The 14745-nt window shown below is 73.1% G+C and carries 16 protein-coding genes; 6 read left to right on the top strand and 10 right to left on the bottom strand.

The window, feature by feature from the left end; genetic code table 11:
* Positions 1-91 precede the first annotated feature (91 nt).
* Together ASC64_RS07650 and ASC64_RS07645 are read left to right on the top strand one after the other, a co-directional pair.
* Entirely contained in the window at positions 92-781 is a 690-nt protein-coding gene (locus ASC64_RS07650) for a GntR family transcriptional regulator (protein ID WP_056906953.1), read from the top strand.
* 52 nt (positions 782-833) lie between these two features.
* Positions 834-1277 carry an SRPBCC family protein gene (locus tag ASC64_RS07645; RefSeq protein WP_056906952.1) on the top strand — a complete coding sequence of 148 codons (444 nt, stop codon included), beginning with the start codon at positions 834-836 and terminating at the stop codon, positions 1275-1277.
* Between the two features lie 12 nt (positions 1278-1289).
* On the opposite strand, the gene ASC64_RS07640 is transcribed toward ASC64_RS07645, so the two are convergent.
* Positions 1290-1841: a TetR/AcrR family transcriptional regulator gene (locus tag ASC64_RS07640; RefSeq protein ID WP_056907217.1), complete on the bottom strand. Its 552-nt coding sequence runs from the start codon at positions 1839-1841 to the stop codon at positions 1290-1292.
* A 62-nt stretch (positions 1842-1903) separates the two neighbouring features.
* Between ASC64_RS07640 and ASC64_RS07635 the strand changes: the two genes are divergently transcribed.
* Both ASC64_RS07635 and ASC64_RS07630 read left to right on the top strand, forming a co-directional pair.
* Entirely contained in the window at positions 1904-2785 is an 882-nt protein-coding gene (locus tag ASC64_RS07635) for an alpha/beta fold hydrolase (RefSeq protein ID WP_056906951.1), read from the top strand.
* 45 nt (positions 2786-2830) lie between these two features.
* Positions 2831-3859: an alanine racemase gene (locus tag ASC64_RS07630; RefSeq protein ID WP_056906950.1), complete on the top strand. Its 1029-nt coding sequence runs from the start codon at positions 2831-2833 to the stop codon at positions 3857-3859.
* A gap of 6 nt (positions 3860-3865) precedes the next feature.
* Here ASC64_RS07630 and ASC64_RS07625 read toward each other — a convergent pair whose 3' ends face one another.
* Entirely contained in the window at positions 3866-4555 is a 690-nt protein-coding gene (locus tag ASC64_RS07625) for a GAF and ANTAR domain-containing protein (RefSeq protein WP_156385083.1), read from the bottom strand.
* Between the two features lie 114 nt (positions 4556-4669).
* Here ASC64_RS07625 and ppk2 point away from each other — a divergent pair, with 114 nt between their 5' ends.
* Positions 4670-5482, top strand: a complete 813-nt coding sequence (ppk2, locus tag ASC64_RS07620; protein WP_056906948.1) for a polyphosphate kinase 2 — start codon at positions 4670-4672, stop codon at positions 5480-5482.
* Positions 5483-5491: 9 nt separating this feature from the next.
* On the opposite strand, the gene ASC64_RS07615 is transcribed toward ppk2, so the two are convergent.
* Positions 5492-6508, bottom strand: a complete 1017-nt coding sequence (locus ASC64_RS07615) for an NADPH:quinone reductase (protein WP_056906947.1) — start codon at positions 6506-6508, stop codon at positions 5492-5494.
* A gap of 160 nt (positions 6509-6668) precedes the next feature.
* Here ASC64_RS07615 and ASC64_RS07610 point away from each other — a divergent pair, with 160 nt between their 5' ends.
* Positions 6669-7943: an MFS transporter gene (locus ASC64_RS07610; RefSeq protein ID WP_082550281.1), complete on the top strand. Its 1275-nt coding sequence runs from the start codon at positions 6669-6671 to the stop codon at positions 7941-7943.
* On the opposite strand, the gene ASC64_RS22980 is transcribed toward ASC64_RS07610, so the two are convergent.
* The 7 genes from ASC64_RS22980 to ASC64_RS07575 form a co-directional block, all read right to left on the bottom strand.
* The gene (locus ASC64_RS22980) at positions 7906-9207 is read right to left on the bottom strand and encodes a hypothetical protein (protein WP_056906946.1); all 1302 of its coding nucleotides are present in this window, start codon (positions 9205-9207) and stop codon (positions 7906-7908) included. The genes ASC64_RS07610 and ASC64_RS22980 overlap by 38 nt on opposite strands.
* 252 nt (positions 9208-9459) lie before the next feature.
* Positions 9460-10533 carry an aldose epimerase family protein gene (locus tag ASC64_RS07600; protein WP_200937517.1) on the bottom strand — a complete coding sequence of 358 codons (1074 nt, stop codon included), beginning with the start codon at positions 10531-10533 and terminating at the stop codon, positions 9460-9462.
* On the bottom strand, positions 10530-11522 hold the full coding sequence (locus ASC64_RS07595) for a quinone oxidoreductase family protein (RefSeq protein WP_056906945.1): 993 nt from the start codon (positions 11520-11522) through the stop codon (positions 10530-10532). Before ASC64_RS07595 ends, ASC64_RS07600 begins: the two co-directional genes overlap by 4 nt.
* Positions 11522-11881: a hypothetical protein gene (locus tag ASC64_RS07590; protein WP_056906944.1), complete on the bottom strand. Its 360-nt coding sequence runs from the start codon at positions 11879-11881 to the stop codon at positions 11522-11524. Before ASC64_RS07590 ends, ASC64_RS07595 begins: the two co-directional genes overlap by 1 nt.
* A complete protein-coding gene (locus tag ASC64_RS07585) occupies positions 11878-12768 on the bottom strand; it encodes an extradiol ring-cleavage dioxygenase (protein WP_056906943.1) in 891 nt (296 codons plus the stop codon). Before ASC64_RS07585 ends, ASC64_RS07590 begins: the two co-directional genes overlap by 4 nt.
* A gap of 13 nt (positions 12769-12781) precedes the next feature.
* Positions 12782-13585 carry a citryl-CoA lyase gene (locus ASC64_RS07580; RefSeq protein ID WP_056906942.1) on the bottom strand — a complete coding sequence of 268 codons (804 nt, stop codon included), beginning with the start codon at positions 13583-13585 and terminating at the stop codon, positions 12782-12784.
* A complete protein-coding gene (locus ASC64_RS07575; RefSeq protein ID WP_056907215.1) occupies positions 13582-14745 on the bottom strand; it encodes a CaiB/BaiF CoA transferase family protein in 1164 nt (387 codons plus the stop codon). Before ASC64_RS07575 ends, ASC64_RS07580 begins: the two co-directional genes overlap by 4 nt.

Here is a 14745-nt window from a genome sequence, read left to right as displayed (position 1 = left end):
CCTGGTGAGTGGGTCATGGTGAGCCCCGTCACACCAGAGTGCGGGATTGTTCAACAATCTGTCAATCCCCTCGTGCCCCTAGACTGGGGCCGTGGCATCGAGCGCGTGGGTCGAGGAGCTCTCCGGGGAGCGGGCGGCCCTGACCCGTGCCAGCACGGCCGGCCGGGTCGCGGAGATCCTGCGCTCGCGCATCACCGAGGGTCGGCTGCCACCGGGCACCCGGCTCTCCGAGGAGGACATCGGCGTCGCGCTCGGCGTCTCCCGCAACACCCTGCGCGAGGCCTTCCGCCTGCTGGCCCACGAACGGCTGCTGGTCCACGAGTTCAACCGCGGCGTCTTCGTCCGCCGCCTCACGGTCGACGACGTCCACGACCTCTACCGCTTCCGGCGACTGGTCGAGGGCGGGGTGCTGCGCACCACCTCGGCCGACGCCCCGCTCGACGACGTACGCCGTGCGGTGGAGGAGGGCGAGTCCGCGGCCGCCGGCGGGCGGTGGGTCGACGTCGGCACGGCCAACATGCGCTTCCACCAGGCGGTCGCGGCCCTCGCGGGGAGCCCCCGGGTGGAGGAGTCGATGCGGCACGTGCTCGCCGAGCTGCGCCTGGTCTTCCACGTGATGGCGGCGCCGCGGACCTTCCACGAGCCCTATCTCGCCGAGAACCGCCGCATCCTCGACCTCCTGGAGTCCGGCGACGTCGCGGGCGCGGCCGAGACGCTGGAGCGCTACCTCACCGCGGCCGAGGCCCAGCTCACCGAGGCCTACGCCGCGACCGGCTGCTGAGGCACCCCTGCGGGCGGTCTGCGCCGTCGCCGCACCTGCCTACTGTCGAGGCATGACGACAGTGAGCCGTACGTTCGACGTCCGCCCCGCGCCCGACCTGGTGCTCGCCTACCTCAAGGACTTCAGCAACGCCGAGGACTGGGACCCCGGCACCGAGTCCTGCGTGCGCACCGACACCGGCCCGGTCCAGGTCGGGTCGACCTGGCACAACACGTCGAAGATCGCCGGCATCACCACCGAGCTGGACTACACGCTCGAGACGCTGACCCACGACACGATCGTCCTGGTCGGGCGCAACGACACCGCCACCTCGACCGACACGATCACCGTGGTGCCCAACCCCGAGGGTCCCGGGAGCCGGATCACCTACGAGGCGGTCATCGAGCTCTCCGGCGCGGCCAGGATCGCCGACCCGATCATGAAGATCGTCTTCGAGAAGATCGGCAGCGACACCGAGGACGACATGACCACGGTGCTCAACCGCCTGCAGGGCTGAGGGCGCACGGGGTCACCCCGCCAGCGCCCGCACCGCCCGCTCGATCACGGGTCGCAGCTCGAGCTCGGGCTCGACCGTGAGCCGGTGCATCAGCAGCCCGTCACCCAGCGCCATGAGCGCCGTGGTGGCGGAACCCGGCTCGGGGATGCCGACCTCGGTCACGATGCGCTCGAGCCACTGCGCGATCCTTCGCCGGTGCCGCCGGAGCGGGTCCCCGAGCCCCGGATCGTCCGCGAGCTCGAGGAAGAGGGCGTAGCGCGCCCGGGTACGGGCGGCGTACGGCCCGGACTGGAGCTCGGTCATCGCCGAGAGTCCCGAGACCAGGTCTTCGACCCCGGCGACCACAGGCAGCGACGCGGGGTCGAAGTCCGCGACGTCCCGCTCGGCGATCCACTCGACGATGCCACCGAGCAGGGCGCGGCGGGTGCGGAACCAGTTCGAGGTCGACCCCGGCGGCAGCCCCGCCCGGTCGTCGACTCGCGCATGGCTCAAAGCCCGGACGCCCTCGACGCCCAGCAGCTCCACCGCCGCCTCGAGGGCTCGGTCGCGGGTGGCCGCAGGCATCGACACCTCCCTCGTGGCGGTCTACTATGAACATAGTATCGACCCACACGCGGGAGGTCGCGATGGACACGCCCACTTCGGCCTGGTCGCCGCCGTTGCCCGAGGCGCCGGGCTTCCAGCACCAGGTCGTCGAGACCGCCGGCCTCAGGACCCACCTCGCCAGCGTGGGCGCGGGCGATCCCGTCCTGCTGCTGCACGGCTTCCCCGAGCACTGGTGGCAGTGGCACGAGGTGGCACCGCTCATCGCCGCGGGCGGCCACCGCGTGCTCTGCCCGGACCTGCGCGGCGCCGGCTGGACCGCTGCGGCCGACCCAGGCGTCGAGCGGGAGTCGCGACTCCGGGACCTGCTCGCGCTGCTCGACGCGCTCGACGTCGAGCGCGTCCACCTCGTGTCCCACGACATGGGCGTCATCACCGCCCTGCAGCTGACCTACGACCACCCCGAGCGGGTCCGCACCGCCGTGCAGCTGTCGGTGTGGCCGGCCTTCATCCGCTTCAGCCCTCGGCTCGCACCGGCCTTCCAGCACCTGCCGCCCTTCATCTGGCACCGACCCGGCGCATCGCTCCGCCCGACCTTCTCCGAGCGTTACGCCGCGCACCCGATGTCGGAGGAGACCGTCGACGCGCACCTCGCCCAGTTCGCCCGGCCCGAGGTCGACGCAGCGGTGCGACCACTCGTCCGCCGCATGGTCCTGCCCGAGGCGATGCGGATGGCCCGCGGCGTCTACCGCCGCAAGCGGCTCACGGTGCCGACGCTGGTCGCCTTCGGGCGGCGCGACCACCCCACCACCCCCGACCTCCTCGAGCACCTGTGTCGCGACCGGGAGCAGCACGCCGACCGGCTCGAGCTGGCCTTCGTCGACGACGCCGCCCACTTCATCACCGACGACGCTCCGGCCGAGGTGGCCGGGCTCGCTCTGGACTGGTTCACCCGGGCCGCCTGACGCGGCCGTGCGGCTGCCCGCGCGCGGGGCTGCGAGCATGGCGCGATGAGCAGGCCGACACCCCACGTCCGGATCGACCGGGCCGTCCTCGAGCGCAACATCGACACGATGCAGCGGGCCGCGGGTGCCGCGGGACTCGCGCTGCGCCCGCACGCCAAGACCCACAAGTCGCTCGAGGTCGCCCGTCTCCAGCTCGCTGCCGGTGCGGTGGGGCTCACCGTCGCCACCGTCTCGGAGGCGGAGGTGTTCGCCGCGGTGTGCGACGACCTCGTCATCGCCTACCCGCTCTGGATGGACGACGAGCGGGCCGGCCGGCTGCGCGGGGTGCTCGAGCGCGCGGCCGTGGCGGTCGGTGTCGACTCCGTCGAGTCCGTACGCCGCCTCGCGCCGCTCGCCGACGCGGGGCTGCGGGTCCGCGTCGAGGTCGACAGCGGCCACCACCGCAGCGGCGTGCCGGCCGGCGACGTGGTGGCCGTCGCGTCCGCCGCCACGGAGGTCGGCCTGCTGGTCGACGGCGTGTTCACCTTCCCGGGCCACTCCTACTCACCGGACGCCCGCGCCTCCGCGGCCGCCGACGAGCAGCGCGAGCTCGCTGCGGCCCGGGACGTCCTCGTCGCGGCCGGCATCCCGTGCCCGACGGTCAGCGGCGGCTCCACGCCGTCCGTCGCCTACGCCCGCGGCGAGGTGCTCACGGAGGTCCGCCCCGGCGTGTACGTCTTCGGCGACGCGCAGCAGTGGGAGCTCGGGACGATCGCTCCCGAGCAGGTGGCCCTGACGGTCGTGGCGACCGTCGTCGGTCACTACCCCGACCGGGTGGTCCTGGACGCGGGCAGCAAGGTCCTCGGGGCCGACCGGTCGTCGTGGGCCACCGGCCACGGCCGGTTCCTCGACCACCCCGACGCCGTGATCACCGCCCTGTCCGAGCACCACGCCACCGTCACCGGATTCGACGCACCCCGCGGCACCCGCGTGCGGGTCGTGCCGAACCACGTCTGCACTGCGGTCAACCTCGCCGACGACTACGCCGTCGACGACGCCACGTGGCGGGTCGACGCCCGCAACGCCAACACCTGAGCCCCGTCAGCCCTCGGGCAGCTCTCGGGTGAGCACGATCTGCTGGGCGACCTGCACGAGCTTGGTGTTGGTGTGGGACGACACGCGCTTGAGGTAGGCCAGGGCCTGGTCGGCGTCGACGCCGAGGCGCTCCATCACCATGCCCTCCGCCTGCCCGATGACCGTCCGGCTCTGCAGGGCGACGCCCATGCCCTCGATCTCGCGACCGGCGGCCATCGCCACCGCGAGGTGCCCCGCGAGGGCCTGCGCGGTCGCGAGGTCGTCGGCGTCGAAGGCGCCGCGGCCCGCGCCGTAGAGGCTCAGGGTGCCGTAGACCCCCCGCCCGGTGAAGACCAGGATCGAGATGACCGACCCGATCCGGAAGTCGCCGTGCACGCGGGCCCCCCAGCCCGACCAGCGCTCGTCCCTGGCGAGGTCGGTGATCACCACGACCTCCTCCTCGCGGTCCGCGGACTTGCACGGGCCCTCACCGAGCTCGTTCTGCAACGAGTTGATGACCGGCGTGACCTCGTCGGAGAACGCCAGCGTGTGGCACTCCCCACCGCGGTTGATGGTGATGCCGGCGTGCAGGCACCCCGGGATCAGCTCGACGGCCGCCTCCACGGCCAGCGTCAGCCGGTCCCCTTCACCGTCGGCCGCCCCGAAGGCGCGGGCAAGGTCGGCGAACTCCGACATGTTGGCGTTCTGCGTGGACAACGACGCTCCCTCTGCTCGCCCGCCTCGCCGGCAGGCCCCTCCATAGGAGCATCATTCTCACCAGTGGTCCGCCCGGAGCCAAGGACGGGTGGGCCGGCACCCGCGGGAGACGGCATGGACGAGACGACCAGGGACCAGCGCTACACCGCGAAGGGGCGCCTGCGCACGTCGGTCTACGAGGCGGAGATGAAGCGGCTGCAGGAGCAGCTCGTGCTGCTGCAGTACTGGATCCAGAGCCAGGGCCTGCGTGTCGTCGTGCTCTTCGAGGGCCGCGGCTCCGCCGGCAAGGGCGGGGTGATCAAGCGGATCACCGAGCGCACCAGCCCTCGCACCGTGCGGATCGCGGCGCTGCCCAAGCCGACCGACCGCGAGCGCACGCAGTGGTACTTCCAGCGCTACGTCGAGCACCTGCCCGCCGCCGGCGAGATGGTCCTGTTCGACCGGTCCTGGTACAACCGCTCGAACGTCGAGTGGGTGATGGGCTTCTGCACCGAGGACGAGCACCAGGAGTTCCTGCGCAGCTGTCCCGAGCTCGAGCGGATGCTCGTGCGCTCGGGGATCGTGGTGCTGAAGTACTGGTTCTCGGTCAGCGCCGAGGAGCAGCAGCGACGCTTCGAGGCCCGCAACAACGAGCCGCTCAAGCGCTGGAAGCTCTCCGACATGGACCTCGCCGAGCGCGAGCTCTACGTCCGCTACTCGATGGCGAAGGACACCACCTTCCAGTACACCGACATCAAGCAGGCGCCCTGGTACGTCGTGCCGTCCGACGACAAGCTCGCCTCCCGGCTCAACTGCATCAGCCACCTGCTCGCGCAGTTCGACTACGAGGACGTCGCGCCCCCGCGCGTCGAGCTGCCGGAGGTGCGCGACATCCCCTACGTCAGGCCGCCGCTGCACGAGCAGACGTTCGTGCCCCAGCTGTTCTGAGGGCGTCCCTCACCCCACGTCGAGGAGCACCTTGCCGACGGCGCCGTCCTCGACCGCGGCGTGCGCGTCGGCCGTCTGCTCGAGCGGGTAGTGGTGGAGCGGCAGGCCGTGGTCGTCGCCGACCCCGAACGCGCCGTCCACGAGCGCGGCCGTGATGTCCTCCGCCGCGGCCCGCAGCGCTGCCGGGCCCACGGTGTAGAGCAGCACCCACTGGAAGCGGGCGTTGGTCGAGAAGGTCTCCCGGACGCTGAGGGTGACCTCGTCGCCGCCGTTGTTGGCGTAGATCGCGATCGTGCCGCGCGGCTTGATGACCTGGAGGTCGGTGCGCAGGTTCTGTGCCGGTGCCACCTCGACCACGAGGTCCACCCCGTCCGGGGCGATCTCGCGGACCGCGGCGACGGTGTCCGCCTCGCGGTAGTTCACGGTGTGCTGGGCTCCGGCGGCCTGCGCCAGCGCTGCCTTCTCGTCGCTGCTGACCGTGCTGATCACGGTCGCACCCGCCCACCGGGCCAGCTGGACGGCGGCGTTGCCGACCGCGCCGGCGCCGCCGGCCACGAGCACCGTCATGCCGTCCATCGCGCCCGGCGAGAGCCGGTCCGGTCCGTCCTCGGACGTGGTCAGCGCGCGGTGCGCGGTGACGGCCGGGACGCCGAGCGACGCCCCCACGTCGTACGACGCCGCGTCGGGAAGCGGGACCACGTGTGCCACTGGCAGGACGACCTGCTCCTGCGCCGTGCCACCGGGCCGGGTGTGCTGGGCGAGGATCGTCCAGACGCGGTCGCCGACGGCGAGGTCGGTGACGCCGGACCCCACTGCGTCGATCACGCCGGCGCCGTCCTGGCCGGGCACGATCTCGGGGAAGGCGAGCTCGCCCATGCCGCCGGCCCGGAACTTCCAGTCCGTCGGGTTCACGCCGGCGCGGACGACCCGCACCCGGACCTCACCGGGTCCCGGCTCCGCCGCCTCGCGCTCGACCACCTCCAGCACGGAGGAGTCGCCGCTCTCGGTGTAGACCACAGCACGCATGGGGTTGCCCTTCGTCGGAGGTGTGTCTGCCCCCAACACCTACCAGCGCCGATCCATGCCCGCAGGGGCCGAGCCCGTACGATCTGGAGCAGCACAGGGTTTCACGCGTCTTGGAGGTGGGTTCGGCGCGTCGTTCCGACGCACCCTGAAGGACCCACCTGTGAGCCCCCTCGCCTCCTACCGCCGACTCCTGCAGCTGGCCGGCCCGACCTACGTCGCCGTGGCGTTCATCGGCCGGCTGCCGCTCGCCATGAGCCAGCTCGGCACCCTCCTCCTCGTCGCCACGGCCAGCGGCAGCTACGGCCTCGGCGGCCTGAGCGCCGGTGCGCTCGCGGTCGCGAACGCCGTCGGCGCGCCGGTCGCAGGCAGCCTCGCGGACCGCATCGGGCAGCGGCACGTCGTGCTGGCCCAGTCGCTGCTCGGCGCGGCCGGCCTCGTCGCGCTCGTCGCGGTCGTGCGCAGTGACGCCACCGACGCGCTCGTCGTGCTGACCGCCGCCGCCACCGGACTGGCCCTCCCCCAGGTCGGCCCGCTGGCGCGCGTGCGCTGGCGCCCCCTCACCCGCTCCACCGGCGCCCACCAGCGTCGACTGGTCGACGCGGCCTTCTCCTACGAGGGAGCGGCCGACGAGGCGTCCTTCGCCATCGGCCCCGCGCTGGTCGGTCTCTCCGTCGCCGCGGTCTCGCCGTCGGGCGCGCTGCTGCTGGCCGCCGTGCTGCTCGCCGTCTTCGGGTCGCTCTTCGCCCTCGACCCGTCCGCGCGCCTCGCCCACGACGGCACCCGCGCCGTGGCGACCGGGCGGCTCCTCGTCCCCGCCTTCGTCGTCCTGGCCGTCGCGCAGGTCACCATCGGCTCCCTGTTCGGCGCCACGCAGACCGGGGCCACGGTCCTCGCCACCGATCTCGGCAGCCCGGGGCTGGCTGGCTTCGTCCACGCCACGCTCGGCGTGGGCAGCGCGCTCGCCGGGCTGGCGACGGCGTACGTCCCCGAGCGCATCGGCCACGAACGACGTGCCCTGGTCGCGGCGTGGGCGCTGCTCGCGTTCTCCGTCCCGCTGCTCCTCGTGGACAGCCTGCTCGGGACGACCGCGACGGTGCTGGTGCTCGGCTTCGCCGTCGCGCCCTACATGATCGCGGTCTTCTCGCTCGCCGAGCGCGTGGTGCCGCCTGCCCGCGTCGGTGCGGCGATGACGATGCTGGCCAGCGCGACCGGCCTGGGGTACGCACTGGGCTCGAGCCTCGCGGGCCGGCTGGCCGACGCGTCCGGCGCGACCGCGGCCTTCGGCGTCACGGTCGGCGCCACCGTGGTGGCGGCGGCGCTGATGACCTCGCAGCAGGCACGGCTGCGAGCCGCGAGCACGGGACCGACGCCGACGCCGGCGCCGGCCCCGGTCACGGTCAGCGCCGGGACTTCGCCTTGCGGATCTGCTTCTTGAGCTTCTTGACCTTCGACTCGGCCTTGCCCAGGGCGTCGCGTGCCTTGGTCAGGACCAGCTCCGCCGCGTCGATCGCCGCCTGCGCGGACTGGTAGGCCGGGGTCGCGGCCGCCAGGGCGGCGCTCGCCTGGGTCACCGCGTCCGCCAGTGGCTTCTCCGCCGCGACCAGGGCCGGCAGGTTCGCCTTGGCCGCCTCGAGGTCCGTGCGGAGCTGGTCGGCCTCCTTGTGGAGCGGGTCGATGTGCTGTGCGTAGTAGGCGTCCATGGCGGCGCTCGCAGAGGCGACGGCGGCGTCCTGGTCGGCCAGCGGCTGCGCGTAGCCGTCGATCTGGCGACCCAGGTCAGCGGCGACGTCAGCCCAGTGCTGGATGGCCGTCTGGATCTCGGTCAGCTGGGCGTCGAGCTGGTTGAGGTGGTTCAGGACGTCGGCCACCCGGCTCTCCGCGGCGCGGAGCTCGGCCACGGCCCGCTCCAGCAGGGCCTCCGCGTCATCGAGGCCGGCAACCGGGCGCCACGTCCCGTTGCGCAGCCCCTCCCAGTGCCCGTTGCGCTTGCGGGTGTCGTCCCACTGGGCCTGACGACGGGCGAAGTCGAGGCGGCAGTCCTCGACGTAGGCCAGTGCCCTCTGCTCGTCGGCCCGGGCGGCGTTGAGCGCGTCCTTGGCCTGAGCGATCTCGGCCTGCACGTTGCTGGCAGCCACTGCTGCCTCGTTCTGGTTCGCCAAGGCGGTCTCCCGCTGGGTGCGCAGGGCCTGCACGGCGTTCTGCAGCTCGGTCCGCCTGGCGACGGCGGCGTCGTAGGCAGCCCGCAGGGGCTGGTAGCCGGCCTCGGCTGTCGTCATCCGCTGGCGCAGGTCGGCCCAGAGTGCGTCCTCGTTGGCGACGAGGCCCTGGGTGCGGTCGAGGGCCGCCTTGGCGGCGGCGTGCTTGGCGCGAGCCTCGTCGAGCGCCACGGACGCACCCTGGTAGGTGAAGATCGCGGCGGTGCCGGCGTCGCGGAGGGCCTGGAGCCTGGTCGTGGCCGTGCCGACCGCGGTGGCCTTCTTCCGCTTGGCCTTCACGGCCTTGCGCAGCCGGGCCTTCAGCTCCTTGAGCGTGGCGGCCTGCCGGGCGTCGATCCCGTGGCTCTCGGTGCGGGCGGAGACACCGCTCGCCTCCCTGCTCGTGTCGGCGGCCAGGGCTGCGGGTGCAGCCATGGACACGGACAGAGACACGGACAGGGCGGCGGCGGTGAGCCACGAGGCGGTGCGGGTGCCGGTCTTCATCTCGGACGTCTCCTGACGGGTGGTGCTCGGTCAGGGCGGTCCTGACGTTCGCGCCGTTCCTTCCCGCTCCGGGTCGACCCAAACCGGAGATCCTCAACCGGCTGCGCAGGCCATGGCGCTCGACGGTGACCACGCTCACGGGGTCCGATCGACATCCGACGCCGCCAGCGCTCATGGGACTCCCCTGCACGGGGAACCCTCTGGGGGCGCCACAGTCGGTCCCGGGACCGCCTGGGTGAAGTCCGGACGGGTCTAGAAACGGCCCGTCCGGGCGCCAGGCGGCTCGTCCCGCCCCTGGTTGAAGCGCCACTCGAGCGTGGCCGAGTAGGTCTCGCCGGGCTCGAGCACGGCCGAGGGCCACTCCGGCCGGTTCGGTGAGTCGGGGAACAGCTGCGGTTCGAGGGCGATGCCGTCGCCCTGACGGTAGAGGGCGCCGGTCGTCGAGCGCCGCGTGCCGTCGAGGAAGTTGCCGGTGTAGACCTGCAGGCCCGGCTGGTCGGTCCAGAGCTCGACGCTCGTCCGCGTCGCCGGCGAGCCGAGGACGGCCGCGCGACGCAGTCCGGTGCCGCGCACGACGTAGTTGTGGTCGATGCCCTGGGCGTCGACGACCTGCGGGTGGTCGGTGCGGAGCACCGGCCCGAGCACGGTCGGGGCACGCAGGTCGAAGGGCGTGCCGGCGACCGGCGCGTGGTCGCCGAGCGGGATCCCGGTGGCGTCGACCGGGGTGTAGTCGTCGGCCTCCACCACCAGCTCGTGGTCGTCGATCGTCCCGGCGCCCTCGCCGTCGAGGTTGAGGTAGGCGTGGTTGGTCAGGTTCACGACCGTGGTGGCGTCGGTGGTCGCCGCCATCTCGACCCGCACGGTGTCGCCGTCGACGCGGTAGCGGACCGTGGTCGTCACGGTCCCCGGGAAGCCCTGGTCGCCGTCCGGGCTGACCAGCGTCAGCACGACCTCGTCGGTGGTGTGCGAGACGACGTCCCAGACGCGGGCGTCGAACCCGTCGGGACCGCCGTGCAGGCTGTTGCCACGGTCGTGCGTGCGCACCTCGACCTCCCGGCCGTCGAGGGGGAACCGGCCGCCCGCGATGCGGTTGGCGTAGCGCCCGATGGTCCCCCCGAGGTAGTCGCTGCTGGCGAGCCGCTCGGCGACGTCGGGCTGGCCCAGCACCACGTTGCGCCGCTCGCCGTCGCCCCCGGTGACGACCATCCGGTGCACCGTCGCGCCGAGGCTGAGCACCTCGACGACCGGGCCCGGCTCGGCGCCGATGGTGAGCAGGTGGACGTCACGCCCGTCGGGCATCTGGCCGAACACGGGGTCGCTGGTCACGGAGCCATCCTCGCGGGCTCCAGCACCTGGCGTACGCCGGACCCGCCGCGCTGCTCCTGCCACGCCTCCTCGACCTGGCTGAGCGGCCGCGCCGCGTGCGCCACCCCGATCCGGCCGTCCGCGGCGAGCTGCGCCACGGCCGTCAGCGCCTCCGCCCGCTGGCCGGGGTCGAGCGCGTTGTTGGTGTAGCCGAGCAGCGAGACCGAGCCGCCGCGCAGAGCTGCGGACGAGACCGTCGCGCCGTCGGAGACGGACCCGCCGAGGTTGACCAGCCGGCCGCCGGGGGCCATCACCCGCAGCGCCGCCTCCGCGACCCAGCCGAACACCGGGTCGACGACCACGTCCGCGCGGCCCGGGAGCACCTCGAGCAGCGCCTCGGCGAGCTCCTGCGGCGCCGCCTGACCGATCTCCACGACGGCGTCGGGACCCTGCGCGGCCGCCCGCGCTGCCGAGTCGCCGGCACGGCACACGGCCACGACCCGTCCGGCGCCCTGGGCACGCGCTGCACCGATGGCCGCCTGGCCGACGGCGCCACCGGCGCCCAGCACCACGACGGTCTCGCCCGGCCGGAGCCCCGCGCGCCAGGCGAGCGCCTGCCACGCCGCGACCCCGGACAGCCCGAGAGCGGCGAGGGTGACGTCGTCGACGCGCCGATCCGCCGGGAGGGGCACAACTCCCGCTGCGGGCACCACGCACAGCTCGGCCAGCGCCCCGTCGCCGTCGGCCATCCCGGCCGAGGTCGACACGAACACCCGCGTCCCGGGCGCGAGATCGCCACCGGACACCACCTCGCCCACCCCCTGCACGCCCGGCACGTAGGGCAGCGTGCGCGCACCGAAGTAGGACGTGCCGCTGGCGCACAGCAGGTCCAGCGGGACGACCGGGGCCGCCGTGACGCGGACCAGCACCTCGCCGTCCCCCGGGACCGGGTCGGGGTGCTCGGCGTACGCCGGCGCGGCACCGTGGGGGCGCAGGACCGCGGCGCGCATCAGGTCGCGATGTCGGGATAGGGCAGCGACAGGTGCTTCAGCGCCTCGCCGTAGGCGAGCTGGTACTCGAGCGGTCCGTGGTCGCGCTCGAACATCGCGATGAACAGCGTGAGCGTGAGGAACGGGTGGGCGCCGAGCTCGAAGAGCCTCACGTGGTCGTGGGTCGCCAGCGCCTCGCGCTCGTCGTCCTCGAACGCCAGCCAGGTGGAGCGCTCGTCGGAGATGCAGTTGAGGATCCGGTTGGCCTCCTCGGCCTCCCACCACTCGACCGTGCCGCGCGGGTCCCCGCGGTAGCGCTCGACGAGCGCCGGGTCGCGGTCGACGGTGAAGAGGAACTTGTCCATGAGGTACTTGCTCACCGTGCTGCTCCGTCCTGTGCTCCGACCTGGGGCGCGCCGTTGGGATACCAGGTGAAGTAGGCCTCCATGGTGTGGAAGAGGTCGAGCGAGTCGACGTGGTGCGCCTTCGCGCCCTCCCCCGCGACCCCCATCATCAGCATGAAGTCCATGAACCCGTGCGTGGCGTTGCCGGGCAGGTGGAGGCTGTCGAGCGTCACCTCGCGGCAGCAGCCGTCGATGTCGCCGTTGGCGATCCACTCCACGGCCCGCCGGTCGAACTCGGGGTCGGGGCCGTGCTCGCCGAACTGGCGGGGACCGCCGAGCTCGAGCGAGAGGTGACCGGTGCCGATGATCGCCACGCGCTGGTCGGAGGGCCACGACTCCACGAGCTCGCGGATGGCCTTGCCGAGCGCCACGAACCGGCCGGGCTGGGGCAGCGGTGGGGCAAAGATGTTGGTGTAGATGGGCACGATCGGCAGGTCCGCCTCCGGACGCAGCGTGATGATCGGGCAGGTGATGCTGTGGTCGATCCGCAGCTCGTTGCTGAAGGCGAGGTCGAAGCCGAGGTCGAGGCCGCCGCGGAGCACGTGGGCGGAGAGGTCCTCCTGGCCGGCCAGCGTCATCCGCGGCAGGCCGAACTCGCGCTCCTCGTTGTACCAGTTGGCGTCGTAGAAGGGAGCCTTGCCGACGAGGAACTGGGGCATGTTGTCGAGCCAGAGCTGGTGGAAGTGGTCGCTGCCGACCATCACCAGGACGTCGGGGCGGGCGCGGGTCAGCGTCTCGCGGAAGGCCTCGATCTTCCGGACCCACTCGTCCGCGAACGGCGGCCGGTCGTCCCCGACAGCGGTGCTCGCGCGGTAGTAGAACGGGTGGTGGGTCGAGGCGATGACGGCGACGATCTCGGCCATGCGTGGCGGCTCCTCAGCTCTCGGGGTCGACGTAGACGGCGTTGCGGTCGACGCTCAGGTAGGCGTCCATGCCGATCGGGCGCCGGCGCTCCTCGGCGAGCTGCCCGAGCAGCCCGGCGGCGCGGGCCAGCAGCGCGAAGCCGCGCAGCATCTCGACCGGGAGGCCGAGGTCGGCCAGTGCCGCACCGCAGACGCCGGCGCCGTTGAGCGGCAGGGTGCGCCCCAGCACCTCGGGGTGGACCCGGCCGATGGCCGCGAAGAGCCGCAGGTGGGGACCGAGCAGTCCCTCCTCCTCGGCGATGCGCATCAGCACGGGCGTGCGCGGGTCGCGCTCCTTGTGCACCGGGTGCCCCAGGCCGGGCACGTAGCGGCCGGCCTCCTTGGTGCGTCGTACGGCGTCGAGCGCGAGGGCGTCGAAGCCCTCGTCGTCGGCGGGCAGGTCGTCGGTGGCGACGACGACGTCGTGGAGGTAGCCGCCGCAGTCCTCGGTCACGCCGAGGAAGCGCGACCCACCGCCGAGGAGCCCGGCGGCGAGCGCCCCCTGCAGCGAGTCGGGCGCCGAGAGGTACGTCAGCCGCGCCGCGATCGCCGTCGGGGTGAACCCGTGGTCGGCGAGCGCGACCAGCACGGCCTCGAAGAGCCGTGTCTCCGACGGGGTGGGCCGACGCATCGCGACCAGCCAGAAGGCCAGCTCGCCGAAGCCGACCTCGCCCATCAGGTCGGCGGTGAGGTCCTGGCCGAGCAGCCTGATCTCGTCGGCGGTGGAGGTGCCCAGAGACGTGGGGTACTGGGAGGTCGGGCGTTCGGGGGTGGTCATGGCATCTCCTCGTCGAGCCAGGCACGGATCTCGGCACCGTGCTCGTCCAGCGCCGGCGGCGGCCGGTCGTAGCGCGCCTCGGCGTCGGAGAAGCGGATGGGGTGGCGCACGCCGGGCAGCGCGGCGTCGCCGGTGCCGACGGTGACGACGGGGTCGAGGCCGATCTGCTCGGCGAAGGCGACTCCCCCGTCGACGGTGTTGATCGGGCCGCACGGCACGCCCGCGCCGATGATGTCCTCGAACCACTCCTGGGCGGTGCGGGACGCGAGCCGCTCGACGAGCAGCGGGCGGAGCTCGTCGCGGTTGGCGGTGCGGTCCTCGTTGCGCGCGAACCGCGGGTCGTCGGCGAGCTCGGGGACGCCGAGGACCTCGACGAGCTTGCGGAACTGGCCGTTGTTGCCGGCGGTGACGATGAGGTCGCGGTCGGAGCACGGCAGCGGCTCGTAGGGGAACAGGCTGGGGTGGGAGTTGCCCATCCGGAACGGCACGGTGCCGCCGGCGACGTACGCACTGGACTGGTTGACCATCCCGGACAGCGCCGAGGAGAGCAGGTTGACCTCGACGTGCTGCCCGCGGCCGGTGCGGTGGCGGTCCTGGACCGCGGCGAGGACGCCGATGGTGGCGTGGAGGCCCGCCATCACGTCGAAGACGGAGATGCCGGCGCGGAAGGGCTCGCCCTCGGGGTCGCCGGTGAGGCTCATCAGCCCGCTGATGGCCTGGACGATCAGGTCGTAGCCGGGGAGCTTCGCTCCCTGCTCACCGCTGCCGAAGCCGCTGATCGAGGCGTAGACGACACCGGGGTTGGCCTCGGACACGCTCGCGTAGTCGAGGCCGAAGCGAGCCAGTGCACCCGGGCGGAAGTTCTCCAGCACGATGTCGGCGCGCGCGACCAGCTTGCGCGCGACCTCGAGGTCGTCGGCGTCCTTGAAGTCGAGGGCGATCGAGCGCTTGTTGCGGTTGACCCCGAGGAAGTACGTCGACACGCCGTCGCGCACCGGCGGCTGCCAGGTGCGGGTGTCGTCGCCCTGCGGGCCCTCGACCTTGACCACCTCGGCCCCGAGGTCGCCCATCAGCATGGTGGCGTAGGGGCCGGCCAGGATCCGGGAGAGGTCGGCGACGAGCAGGCCGGCCAGCGGCCCCTGCTTCGGATGGTCGGTCAC

Source organism: Nocardioides sp. Root122 (genome assembly GCF_001425025.1).
Lineage (GTDB): Bacteria > Actinomycetota > Actinomycetes > Propionibacteriales > Nocardioidaceae > Nocardioides.
The sequence above is the reverse complement of the archived record's forward strand: the minus strand, read 5'-3'. Positions and strand labels throughout refer to the sequence as shown.

What these genes read in the sequence shown, in the direction of transcription:
- ASC64_RS07645 (WP_056906952.1), top strand. Translation starts at nt 834, where the DNA reads ATGACGACAGTGAGCCGTACGTTCGACGTCCGCCCCGCGCCCGACCTG.
- ASC64_RS07640 (WP_056907217.1), bottom strand. Translation starts at nt 1,841, where the DNA reads ATGCCTGCGGCCACCCGCGACCGAGCCCTCGAGGCGGCGGTGGAGCTG.
- ASC64_RS07635 (WP_056906951.1), top strand. Translation starts at nt 1,904, where the DNA reads ATGGACACGCCCACTTCGGCCTGGTCGCCGCCGTTGCCCGAGGCGCCG.
- ASC64_RS07630 (WP_056906950.1), top strand. Translation starts at nt 2,831, where the DNA reads ATGAGCAGGCCGACACCCCACGTCCGGATCGACCGGGCCGTCCTCGAG.
- ppk2 (WP_056906948.1), top strand. Translation starts at nt 4,670, where the DNA reads ATGGACGAGACGACCAGGGACCAGCGCTACACCGCGAAGGGGCGCCTG.
- ASC64_RS07615 (WP_056906947.1), bottom strand. Translation starts at nt 6,508, where the DNA reads ATGCGTGCTGTGGTCTACACCGAGAGCGGCGACTCCTCCGTGCTGGAG.
- ASC64_RS22980 (WP_056906946.1), bottom strand. Translation starts at nt 9,207, where the DNA reads ATGAAGACCGGCACCCGCACCGCCTCGTGGCTCACCGCCGCCGCCCTG.
- ASC64_RS07595 (WP_056906945.1), bottom strand. Translation starts at nt 11,522, where the DNA reads ATGCGCGCCGCGGTCCTGCGCCCCCACGGTGCCGCGCCGGCGTACGCC.
- ASC64_RS07585 (WP_056906943.1), bottom strand. Translation starts at nt 12,768, where the DNA reads ATGGCCGAGATCGTCGCCGTCATCGCCTCGACCCACCACCCGTTCTAC.
- ASC64_RS07580 (WP_056906942.1), bottom strand. Translation starts at nt 13,585, where the DNA reads ATGACCACCCCCGAACGCCCGACCTCCCAGTACCCCACGTCTCTGGGC.